Origin of the sequence: Anaerobutyricum hallii (assembly GCF_900209925.1) — a bacterium.
In the GTDB taxonomy this organism is placed as follows: Bacteria; Bacillota; Clostridia; order Lachnospirales; family Lachnospiraceae; genus Anaerobutyricum; species Anaerobutyricum soehngenii.
Map to the genome: position 1 here is coordinate 1,800,374 of NZ_LT907978.1, position 12,276 is coordinate 1,812,649.

Below are 12,276 nucleotides of genomic sequence, written 5' to 3' on the forward strand. Positions count from 1 at the left end.
TGGTCTCAAAGGAGGTCGCTATACTATGAATACAAGCAAAAATCTTATGAAACAACAGTGGCAGGAACAGGAAGCACTCAAACGCTTTCAGCTTATATCTCCCCTTCTCAGGGAAGATATGGATGACGCAAAACGTCTGCAGCTGCGCAGGCAGATTGCACAGGAGAATAACATCTCCGTCCGCTCTCTTTATCGTTACGAGAAAGCATATGCAGAAAGCCAGTTCTCTGGACTCAAACCGGCAGACCGGCAAAAACACAGATCCCAGAGACTTCCGGACAATTTCGATTTTCTTCTGGAACAGGCAATCCAGCTCAGGAAAGAGGTCCCGGAACGGTCTGTTGCACAGATCATCTTCATTCTGGAAGCAGAAGGCTTTGTAGCACCGGGGGTATTAAAACGCCCAACCCTGGAAAGACATCTTTATAAAGCAGGGTTTGGCCGTGAACATATGCAGATGTACAGAGAAGCCCGTGAGAGTTCATCGAAACGCTTCTGCAAACCACACCGCATGATGCTGATCCAGGGAGATATCAAGTATGGTCCCAAACTTCCTATTGGAAAAAACGGTGCCAAAGTACAGACCTATCTGTCCTCGGCTATTGATGACCATTCCAGACGGCTGCTATTCTCCCGGTTCTATGATAATCAGGAAGAAGCGATCATCGAGGATACCTTTCACCAGGCGATCCTGCGTCACGGAACTTTTGATGCCTGTTACTTTGATAACGGATCACAGTATATCGCAAAGCAAATCCGTTTTTCCCTTTCCAAACTCGGCATCCGTGTCATTCATGCAAAGCCGAGAAGCGGAAAAAGCAAAGGCAAGATCGAAAAGTTCCACCAGGTCGTGGATGATTTTATCCGCGAATCGAAGCTGAAGGGTATCAAAAGCCTGGATGAATTAAACCGTCTCTGGGAGATCTTCGCAGACGAGTATTATCACAAGAAATCTCATGAAGGGATCAGTGAGTACTATGAAAGCCTTGGAGCTGCGGTCCCGGAAGAAGGGATCACACCTCTTCAGGAGTGGAACCGCGACAGCCGCCCGCTCACTTTCCTGGATGTTTCAGTCGTAGCGGAAGCTTTCCTTCATCACGAAGAACGCAAAGTTGACAAAGGCGGATGTATCAGTTTCCGCGGAATAAAATACGAGACAAAACCATCACTGATTGGGCATAAAGTTGAAATTTCTTATGACCCTGCCGCGCCTGAAACGATCACGGTTTCTTATCCAGGCTATGAACCTTTTACAGCACAGCCTATAAAAATCAGCTCATACTGTGACAAACGTCCCGTATTACCGGCATCCATGCAGGAACAGAAACCGAGCACATCCCGTTTTCTTGATGCTTTAGAAAACCGCCATGCACAGACACAGCGTCACATAGCTGACGCGATTTCATTTGCATCCTATCGGAAGGAGGCGAATGACAATGTATGAGGCATTCTTCGGTATGGAACACACACCCTTTGTCCGTGATGTTCCGCCTGAAAAGCTGTATGAATCATCTGCTTTTCGCGAGACATTAGGGCGTTTATCCTATGTGGCAGACCGCCAGATGTTTGCGGTTGTAACCGCTGATTCCGGATGTGGGAAATCAACGCTGATCCGCCGGTTTTACTCAGAGCTTCCTAAAGAGGATTACATCGTTCTTTATCTTTCAGACTCAAAGCTGACTCCAAGATGGTTTTATAAGGGGCTGCTGGATCAGCTCGGTCTGGAACCAAGGTTTTATCGGGGAGATTCCGAACGCCAGCTACAGCAGGAAATTGAAATCATCCGTGGAGTACAGCACAAGAAAGTTGTCTGTATCCTTGATGAAGCTCATCTATTGGAAAAAGAAACGCTGGAAGAATTCCGATTTCTTTTGAATTACAAATTTGATTCTGTCAGTCCCATGGCAGTAGTCCTTGTCGGGCAGACAGAACTTTGGGAAAACAAACTGAAGTTACAGCGTTACGCTGCTATTCGCCAGAGAATCGATATGTATTGTACGCTTCCACATCTGGACAGATCGGAAACAGAACAGTACATCGGAAGTCATATGGCGTATTCTGGATGTTCTCAGGAGGTTTTTACTGAAAAAGCAGTGGATGAGATCCACAAGGCATCTGCCGGAATTCCCCGTATGATCCAACCGGATCTGCGAAAAGGCACTGATGTATGCCTTCCAACAGCAGAGGCGTCTGGTCGATGACTATATGATCAAGTTTGTAGTAGAGCATGAAATGCTCACGGTCACAACTAAGTAAAAGTCAGCCGCCCGTTTTCGGGCGGCGAATCCACCATTATCTATGACAGGCAGTTAAGCAATCTGATGACAATTCGTGTGAGCAGTCTGGTGACAGCTCATGAAATCATTAACACAATAGTACTAGACTTCCACGAATGGAATCTGAACTCCTTGCTGCCCACCAGCGTACTGATATAGAAGTGACTCTGGAAGGGATACAGAGTGATTTAGATATTATGAATGATGATAATTTGCGGAAGTAAGAAAGGAGAATTTTATCCTTTTACAGCAAGAAGACTCCGACCTCTAAGGTGGGAGATGAATTGCGTCTATACCTACTTGATAGAGCATCCTAATTAGATGAATGGATTATACCACGCATCCTGCATTTTGCATAGGGTGTATTTTTTATACCCTTTTTTCGAAAGGATGATTTTCATGGGAAAAGTTGGCACACGAAAACGCGGGAAGACCTCGCAGTATTATTTTCAACTGGTCAGTGTGGATGGGACAAGAAAATGGAAAACCGGTAGCGGATACCGAACAAAGGCAGAGGCTCAGGCAGCGACAAAGCAAAAAACTGTACTCTTATCAGTGAAGAATGGGACTTTCACAGTTTACGACATACTCATGCAACAATTCTTTATGAGGCAGGTGTTCCAAGTACACATTTTTATTTTATGTGTACGTGATGTGTACATAGGGTTTTTTAGGAAGTTCACAAGAAAACAAAAAAGGACTTCCACATAAAATGGAAGTCCTAAAACCCGCATAAATAAAGAGTTTTTCTTAGAATCTACCTGCCTTAGCAGCTTCTTCTACGCTTACAGCTACAGCTACTGTAGCTCCAACCATAGGGTTGTTACCCATTCCGATAAGACCCATCATCTCTACATGAGCTGGTACAGAAGAAGATCCTGCAAACTGTGCATCAGAGTGCATACGTCCCATTGTATCTGTCATACCATAGGAAGCTGGACCTGCTGCCATGTTATCTGGGTGAAGTGTACGTCCTGTACCACCACCAGAAGCTACGGAGAAGTATTTCTTACCTGCTTCTAATCTTTCTTTCTTATATGTTCCTGCTACTGGATGCTGGAAACGAGTTGGGTTTGTGGAGTTACCTGTGATAGAAACGTCAACGTTCTCTTTCCACATGATTGCAACACCTTCGCAAACATCGTTTGCACCATAACAGTTAACTTTTGCACGTAATCCATCAGAGTAAGATTTACGGAATACTTCTTTAACTGTGTTTGTGTATGGATCGTATTCTGTCTCAACAAATGTGAATCCGTTGATACGGGAAATGATCTGTGCAGCGTCTTTTCCAAGACCGTTTAAGATAACACGTAAAGGTTTCTGACGAACTTTATTAGCCTTTTCTGCGATACCGATAGCACCTTCTGCTGCTGCGAAAGATTCATGTCCTGCTAAGAAAGCAAAACATTCTGTATCTTCTTCAAGGAGCATTTTTCCAAGGTTACCATGTCCAAGACCTACTTTTCTGTTCTCTGCTACAGAACCAGGGATACAGAAAGCCTGAAGTCCTTCGCCGATTGCTGCTGCTGCTTCAGAAGCTTTTTTTGCACCTTTTTTAATTGCGATTGCTGCACCTACTGTATATGCCCAGCAAGCGTTTTCAAAGCAGATAGGCTGAATGCCTTTTACCATGCCGTATACATCAAGTCCTGCATCTTTTGTGATTTTCTCTGCTTCTTCTAAGGAAGCGATTCCATAGCTGCTTAATACGGAATTAATTTTATCAATTCTTCTTTCATATGATTCAAATAAAGCCATTCTTCTTACCTCCTTAATTAGTCAATTACCTTGTCTGTTCTAGGGTCGATAATCTTAGCGGCATCATCAACACGTCCGTACTGACCTACAGATTTTGCCCATGCTGTGTTAGGATCATCACCTTTTTTGATGAAGTCTGTCATTTTTCCAAGATTTACAAACTGGTAACCGATAATTAAGTCGTCTTCGTCCAGAGCGATTCCTGTTACATAGCCTTCTGCCATTTCAAGGTAACGAGGTCCTTTCTGGAGAGTTCCGTACATTGTACCTACCTGTGAACGAAGTCCTTTACCAAGGTCCTCAAGTCCTGCTCCAACCTGAAGTCCGTCTTCAGAGAATGCAGACTGGGAACGTCCGTAAACGATCTGTAAGAAAAGTTCACGCATAGCTGTATTAATAGCATCACATACAAGGTCAGTATTTAATGCTTCCATAACTGTCAGTCCTGGTAAAATTTCAGAAGCCATAGCTGCTGAATGTGTCATACCGGAACATCCGATTGTCTCAACTAATGCTTCCTGAATGATACCTTCTTTAACATTTAAAGTTAATTTGCAGGCACCCTGCTGTGGAGCACACCATCCAATACCGTGTGTAAAACCAGAGATATCTTTTACCTCTTTTGCTTTGACCCACTTTGCCTCTTCTGGAATTGGAGCTGCTCCGTGATGTACGCCCTGAGCCACTGGGCACATGTTCTGTACTTCTTGTGAGATAATCATGTTAGTACTCCTTTCGGTATAAATTGAGTTTTTCTAAAATAACTTACATTCCGTAAGTAATCCCTAAGTCAAGACGATTGCTTGTCTTCACAGTTTATTATTTTCTCACAAAAATTGCTTTTCGTCCATACCTTTTTTTAATTTTCGACATTTTTTTTGATATTTCTTTCACAATTCTTTGCGTTTTCTCGAATAAACTACTTTTTTATGCATTAGAACTATTCAAAAACAGGCAGGTATTATATAAATTTTACTTTAAATAAGAATCATACGAAGCTTTACAGGAAAAAATATATATGAAATTCAAGTCGAGCAGCCGCGAGACTTGGCGCGTGATTCTGGTCAGCGTAAGCTGACATATTCTTTACAGAATCACTGCGCATCCTCGCGGAGCGTTTATCTCAGTCGGAGATTGGACTCCCTCCCACTGAGACAAATTTGCTGTCACTCACCACCTGAAAGAGGTGGGAGTCTTCTCGACTGAGATAAAATTATTGGTCTGTTCCTTCACTTTCTATCTCATCACGATGAGCAGATGAGACATCTGTTTCAGAAGAACCTGTTGTTTGTTCTGTAGAGGGATCTGTAGAATTTTCATTTTTTTTCTGTTCGATTTTCTCAGCTTTTTGTTTTGCGTTCGCTTCTTTAAATATATTTTTCATTTTGATGACCGCTTCTTTTTCTGCATGATACCAGACAGTTTTACCATTCATATTTGTTATTGTAAAATATTCATCATAGATGACAAGTTTCATCGTATTGCCATGATGATAAAATGTATATTCCTTTCCGTTACCCATTTTCTTTGCTGCCTGTTTGCCCCATTTTTTCTTTGCTCTAGCTTCATTCGACTTCTTTTTATTCATCTGGTCAATATAGTTTGCAACAGAGAATGCAACTTCATTTTCATAACATTTTCCATCAGTATTTGTGATTAAAGGGGTATCTGCCATTCGGTGGAACAGCTTTGAGTTTGGATATCCATTCTTAAAGTGCAAAAATGCATCTCCGATCGCGGATGCATTATATGCATAATATACATTATTAGGCAAATCGGTAAATACGATATAGTTCCCGCCAAATATCATTATTTCATAAACAGCATTATCTTCATCATATAAAATATATTCATATCCCGGACCATATTTTTCTTTCACTTCTTCCGGTGTATATTTTGTTGTTTTGTCTGCTCTTAATGCGATTGATGTTGCAAGAGAAAAGACAGCTTCGTCTTCTACAAACTCACTTCCATTCATATTGTCAGCATAGCCTACTTCAAGTTTTACGAGATGATCTCTTGATATTTTTTCCAGATAATCGCTTGCCCTTTGTTCATCCTCAGTCATATCATTTTCAGCATCTACCTTTGATTTTAAGGATTTATTTTCTTTTTTTAACTTTTTGTTTTCCTTTTTCAGTTCCTTATAATAACTTGAAGAAAGTACCTTTTTCTTAGAAGCCTTACAGCCAGTAAGAGAGAGTACTAACACAATACTTAAAATAAGAACTGCATATATTTTTCTTCTCTCTGCTTTCATCATATCTTTTAGTATTCTTCTTTCTTCACTATTTCGTTTTTATTTTTATAAATGGAATGATCTGCAACATATCCTCTTACACTGGATAACGGATAAATGTTACTGCGTCGTCCTACAATTGTTCCTGGATTTAAAATGGAACCACATCCAACCTCTACATAATCTCCAAGGATTGCTCCAATTTTTTTCATATGTGTTTCAATCTTTGTATCGTCTAAATGAATTTCTACTAACTTTTTATCAGACTTCACATTAGAAGTGATAGAACCAGCTCCCATATGTGATTTATAACCAAGAATAGAATCACCAACATAATTATAATGAGGAACCTGTACTTTATCAAATAAAATAACATTTTTAAGCTCTGTAGAATTACCGACAACTGCCCCTTCTCCTACGATAGCATTGCCTCTGATGAAAGCACAATGACGAACTTCTGCTTCCGGTCCAATAATTGCAGGGCCGTTAATGTATGCAGTTGGCACAACGGTTGCTGTTTTTGCTACCCAGACATGCTCCTTGATCTCGTCATACTCGTCTTTTGGAAGAAGCATCCCCACTTCCATGATAAAATCATGAATCTTCGGAAGTATTTCCCAAGGATATGTGTTCTCCTCAAATAATACTGTTGCAATTGTTCTGTTAAAATCCTGAAATAATACCTTATTCTCTAATCGTTTCATTTCTTTTCCTGGCTGTATCAGCCTTCTCCTTTCTAAATTAATCCTCTCCATATAAAATAAATAAATCTAAACAACTACATAATAACAAATGCAGTAAATCAAATCAATCCCACATGAAATTTACTTTTATAAATTTATGATGGAGGGTTTGTATCTATAAATTCTAATTTCCAGTTATATCTTTTCGTTTTTTCATCCTTTTCATAATAAAAATAAGCGGAAAATTTATTCCCTCTTTTACTTACACAGCCACGAAATCCTACTTTTCCATGTTCTAATAAAATTTTTACCATTTCATAGGATACTTTTTTACCAAGAGACGTGACAAAGCGATCATCTTTCCAAATGGCAAATTTACAACCTTTTTTCCAAGCAGAACATCCAAAGGCTCTGGCCGTTTCTACTACCGGCGCACCACACTCAGGACAAATACCAACTGGTTCTGTATGGAGAGGTTCGAGTATAACAGGACCTCCAAAGACAGTATCATTTTTTATTTTATCGACAGATTCTATAACGAACTGCTTTATCATCGAAAGGAAGTCGTCTTTTGTGAACTTCTTTTTTTCGATATCTGACAATGTTTTTTCCAGTCGTCCTGTGTATTCTAAATCAAAAAGTTCTCTTGCCGGAAAAGTTTCTACTAACATTTTTCCTAAATCTGTACAAGTCAGACTCTTTCCTTTTGCCTTAATATAGCCGGCATCTTTCAACTTTTTAATTGTCTCCGCACGTGTTGCTGGGGTTCCAATACTGAATCCACTTAAAATTGCCATCATCATCTGTTCTTCTTCTTTTTCTTCATATTTTTTTCCACAGGTTTCCATGACTTTAAGCAATGTTTTTTCCGTATGTGGCTTCGGTGGTTTTCTTTCGACTTCATTAATTTCAGACTTTATTAACGGTAAAATGTTTCCTTTTTGAACTGGTGGCAGAATTGTTTCTTTCGCATCAATTCCTTCAATTAATTTCCATCCGGGTTCTAATTGTACTTTGCCTTTTGCAACGAATTCTCCGGGTATATCGGTCTCCTGCATCTTAATATGCAAAACAGTGTCTTCTGCTACCGCAATTGGCATAAACTGCGCTAAAAATCGATTTTTTACTGCTTCATATACAATTCTTTCTGATTCAGTTAGCTTTCCTGGCTGCATATATGTAGGAATAATAGCAGAATGGCTCTCTACTTTCTTGCTGTCAAAAATACGCTTTGTACTTTTAAACTGTATCATTTCTTCATACGGACAATTTTTCTTATGGATATTTAATACTTTTGCTGTTTTTTCTTTTAAACTCTCATCAAGAACAACACTGGCTGTTCTTGGATAAGTAATAAACTTTTTCTCATATAGCTGTTGTGCTGTTTTTAAGACCTTATCCGAAGTCCATCCTTTATATTTTGATGTCACATATCCCTGTAATCCGGATAGATTAAAAAGATAGGGAGGATATTCATTTTTCTTTGTTATCTTTTTAGAGACAACTTCTCCATTTCTGCCATGAATTTTTTCCTGAATTTCCTTTAATTCTTCTGGATTATCAAACTTCTCATTTCCTTTTACATAATAAATGCTATCAAAATCTTTCTTTTCTTCTGTCTGAAAGATTCCTTTTAATTTGTAGTACTTTGTGACTTTAAAATCGGCAATTTCTTTATCTCTATCATAAATAATCTTCAAGGTCGGCATTAAGACTCTTCCAACATTTAGAAGACGGATATTTTGTTTGTTTCGATATTTCAAAGTGGCAACGGATGTCAGATTAATTCCAATAAGCCAATCCGCAATCTGCCTGCCAAATCCTGCATCCTGCAAGGACTTCATTTCCTCATTCGATTTTAGATTATTCAGTCCTCTGTTTACCTCTTCCGCCGTCCATTCATTTAATAAAATTCGTTCTACTGGTTTTTGTGGAGAAATGTAATTGATAATTTCATCTGCAATAATCTGTCCTTCCCTGTCATCATCCGTCGCAGAAATAATTCCCTCTACATCTTTCCGTTCCATAAGATTTTTTATTGTATTCATCTGCTGAACAACACCGCTGTCCGGTTTTTCTTTATTCTTTCCGTCTGATTTTATTTTATATAAAAACTTCTCCGGAATATATGGAAACTTTTCAATCTTCCAACTGCGCATTTCCGGGTCATAATCTCTGGCATCATAAAGCTGTAAAAGATGACCAAATGCCCAGGTAATTACATAATATTCACCTTCAAAATATCCATTTTTCCGGGAAGAAGCGGTGGCATCTGCAATATTTTTTGCCACAGACGGTTTCTCCGCTATTATTAACTTTTTCATCTGATTCCCTCTTTCTGGATTAAAAATACAACGGAAACTACTATATCATAATTTTTTTATTCTGTGAACCTTAGAGAATTATCCCCTTTTCTCCTTTTTTAAAAAATGCTATACTATTATTAATGATCTTACCCTATGATCAAGTACATTAAATTAGGAGGAATGACTATGACACCAAAACAGAAAGCTTGGGCAATACAGGCAGAACATGTGATAAAACAGATGGAACGTAGACACTTTAATGCTTACTATTGTTCTACAAAGGAAGAGGCTTTATCAAAGGCACTCTCCATCATTGAAAAAGGGTCTGTAATTGCCAGCGGCGGTTCCGCTACAATAGAAGAAGTAGGACTGCTTAATTACATAAAAACCCATTCAGAAGAATATACTTTTATTGACCGCAGTATTGCAAAAAATGAGGAAGAAAAAAGACAGATTCACGCAAAAGCAATTCTGTCTGATTATTATCTTATGAGTACAAATGCATTCACCATGGATGGACAGCTTGTCAATATTGATGGAAACGGCAATCGCGTCAGCGCACTTTGCTATGGACCAAAACATGTAGTAATTATTACTGGTATGAACAAACTGACACCATCTGTAGAAGATGCATATAAACGAATCCGTCAGGATGCCTGTCCTCCAAACTGTGTACGTCTTGGACTTCCAACTCCATGCAGCAAAACTGGTGTTTGTGGCGACTGTATGTCTGCTTCTTCTATCTGTGACTTATTTGTCACTACAAGAATGTCACGCTATCCTGACAGAATCCATATCATTATGGTTGGAGAAGAATTAGGTTATTAAAATTCTTTTTTCTTTGAAAAGTTTTTTGCGAGGGTGTGAATCAGTTTATCAAAATCAAGCGGTTTTGCAATATATTCATTCATTCCGGCTTTTTTGGCTGCAATCACATCCTCATTAAATACATTTGCCGTTATCGCAATGATCGGGACGGTTTTTGCATCTTTTCTTTTTAATTTTCGAATCTCCTGCGTTGCCGTAAGCCCATCCATAACCGACATCATCACATCCATTAATACCGCATCAAAATAATTTTCCGAAGACTGTTTAAAGCATTCCAACGCTTCTAAACCATTTTTTGCAACAGAAACTTTTCCACCTGCATCCTCTAAAATATACTGTGCCACCTCAAGATTCAGCTTGTTATCTTCTACCAGAAGAATTCTCATTCCTTCGATCGTAACTTCTTCTGTATCTTCTTTTTCTATACAAACGGTATCTAACTTCACAGGAAGAGTAATAATAAAGGTCGTTCCCTCTCCCTTTACTGTATGAAGAGTAATACTTCCTTTCATCTTACTTATAAGATTTTTAACAATGGACATACCAAGCCCTGTCCCTCGATAGCTGGAACGATTTTCAGCATCTTCCTGCGCAAATGGTTCAAAAATATGCTCTGCAAACTCTTTACTCATACCGATTCCGGTATCTGAAATAATAAATTCAAAATGCACATCTTCTTCATCACAGGATACTTCTTTTACGGAAAAAGTAATGATTCCCCCTGCATCTGTATATTTTATTGCATTACTTATAATATTAACTAAAATGGAACGCACATAATTTGGACTTCCGCATACATAAGGGTGAATAATCTCATTATCTACATGCTGTTCTAATTTTACGCCCTTTTCAGAAGCAATAATTCGCTGAACAGCCAATGTACTATCTACTAAGCTTGCAATATCAAATGGCTCTTCTATAAGCTGAATATCACCGGTTTCAAGCTTGGACATATCTAATATATCATTCGTAATCGATAAAAGCTGATCCGCTGCTCCTCTCATTTTAGAAAAACATAAATCAATCTTTTCCGGATCTTCAAGATGTGACTGTGCAATATCTAACATACCCATCATTCCATTAATAGGTGTTCGAATATCATGAGACATCCTTGATAAAAACTCTGACTTTGCCCGAACTGCCATTTCCGCATCCTCTGTCTTTTTCCTAAGAAGACGTTCCTGATTATGGATGAACATAAGTAAAATTGTGATCGTTAATGCCGCATTAGCCCATGGTAGATTATCAAAAAAACATTGCAGGATACTTCCGATAAAAAATGGAACAATATAGTAAATAGATTCCCATAAAATCTTTCTTTTTTCTAAATCCTTTTCAGTGCAAAGTCTCCATCCACTTAATATGATAGAAACTACATTATAGACATTCGCCAGTATTAAAATCACAGAAAAGCTATATATCTCTCTTTTCCAATAAGATATAATTAAAAGTATCACCAGCAAATCAATCGGTATATATAGCAAAAACAGAGAACACCGATTTTTAAACACATCCGAACCATACATATTCTCACTGTAATAAAAAAGAAAAAAGGAAATAAAGGCTATTGAAATAAGAAAAACCGCATCTAACACATACAAAATCGCCGGTCCGGCAATATATTTTAACAACATCCCAAAAGCATCTGAAAGATCACAGACACAAACAGCAAGCAGTAAACGAAAATCCACCTCTCGGCCTTTCCAAACCCTGGTGTTCTGCTAAGCACATATACCAGAATATTATTGATCAGCATCATTAAAAAAACTGTGTATATATAGTTTATTTTAAATACTTCCATTTCGATTACCTCATTTTGAAAAACACTTTTTTACAATTTATAATAACATATAATAATACAAATTTCTATATAAAATATTTTTTTACTTTCTCTTATAATTTATTTAAATACTAATTTATAGATTTCGTATAGACGAAAAAAGAAACAATACCATATCCCATCTGCTCTGTAGTCGTTGTGTTTAAAATACTCGTTCGCATCTTAAACACACTCCGAAGCCGCATCTGGGATATGGTATTGTTTCTTTTTTCTGACTATCTAAATCTACAGTTGGCGAGAATGGGGGATTCTCCAGAAAGATATGGCTTTCCAGGAAATCAAATTCCAAGAAACTGACATTTATATAAGGAGTTTTATTTTTTCTGTCGGTATCCCTTACTAT

Annotated in this window: 9 protein-coding genes; 3 read left to right on the forward strand and 6 right to left on the reverse strand. The window is 38.4% G+C overall.

Annotation, left to right across the window (positions count from 1 at the left end):
• Window positions 1-25: 25 nt before the first annotated feature.
• Together EHLA_RS08230 and EHLA_RS08235 are read left to right on the forward strand one after the other, a co-directional pair.
• Window positions 26-1,444 carry a DDE-type integrase/transposase/recombinase gene (locus EHLA_RS08230; protein ID WP_096240180.1) on the forward strand — a complete coding sequence of 473 codons (1,419 nt, stop codon included), beginning with the start codon at window positions 26-28 and terminating at the stop codon, window positions 1,442-1,444.
• The gene (locus EHLA_RS08235) at window positions 1,431-2,201 is read left to right on the forward strand and encodes an ExeA family protein (protein WP_330399952.1); all 771 of its coding nucleotides are present in this window, start codon (window positions 1,431-1,433) and stop codon (window positions 2,199-2,201) included. Before EHLA_RS08230 ends, EHLA_RS08235 begins: the two co-directional genes overlap by 14 nt.
• 825 nt (window positions 2,202-3,026) lie before the next feature.
• On the opposite strand, the gene EHLA_RS08245 is transcribed toward EHLA_RS08235, so the two are convergent.
• The 5 genes from EHLA_RS08245 to EHLA_RS08265 all read right to left on the reverse strand — a co-directional run bounded on the left by EHLA_RS08245 (window position 3,027) and on the right by EHLA_RS08265 (window position 9,283).
• Window positions 3,027-4,037, reverse strand: coding sequence for a GGGtGRT protein (locus EHLA_RS08245; protein WP_096240224.1), 1,011 nt, complete (start codon window positions 4,035-4,037; stop codon window positions 3,027-3,029).
• Between the two features lie 17 nt (window positions 4,038-4,054).
• Window positions 4,055-4,759, reverse strand: a complete 705-nt coding sequence (locus EHLA_RS08250) for an iron-sulfur cluster assembly scaffold protein (protein ID WP_021907751.1) — start codon at window positions 4,757-4,759, stop codon at window positions 4,055-4,057.
• A 491-nt stretch (window positions 4,760-5,250) separates the two neighbouring features.
• Window positions 5,251-6,300 (reverse strand): hypothetical protein, encoded by a 1,050-nt coding sequence (locus tag EHLA_RS08255; RefSeq protein WP_096240226.1) that lies wholly within the window; start codon window positions 6,298-6,300, stop codon window positions 5,251-5,253.
• A 5-nt stretch (window positions 6,301-6,305) separates the two neighbouring features.
• A complete protein-coding gene (locus EHLA_RS08260) occupies window positions 6,306-6,980 on the reverse strand; it encodes a UDP-N-acetylglucosamine pyrophosphorylase (RefSeq protein WP_096240228.1) in 675 nt (224 codons plus the stop codon).
• Between the two features lie 134 nt (window positions 6,981-7,114).
• Window positions 7,115-9,283 carry a type IA DNA topoisomerase gene (locus tag EHLA_RS08265; RefSeq protein WP_096240230.1) on the reverse strand — a complete coding sequence of 723 codons (2,169 nt, stop codon included), beginning with the start codon at window positions 9,281-9,283 and terminating at the stop codon, window positions 7,115-7,117.
• Between the two features lie 168 nt (window positions 9,284-9,451).
• On the opposite strand from EHLA_RS08265, the gene EHLA_RS08270 reads away from it, so the two are divergent.
• Complete coding sequence (locus EHLA_RS08270; protein WP_173854278.1) at window positions 9,452-10,093, forward strand: lactate utilization protein; 642 nt, start codon at window positions 9,452-9,454, stop codon at window positions 10,091-10,093.
• Here EHLA_RS08270 and EHLA_RS08275 read toward each other — a convergent pair.
• Window positions 10,090-11,784 (reverse strand): ATP-binding protein, encoded by a 1,695-nt coding sequence (locus EHLA_RS08275; protein WP_096240234.1) that lies wholly within the window; start codon window positions 11,782-11,784, stop codon window positions 10,090-10,092. The genes EHLA_RS08270 and EHLA_RS08275 overlap by 4 nt on opposite strands.
• Window positions 11,785-12,276 lie beyond the last annotated feature (492 nt).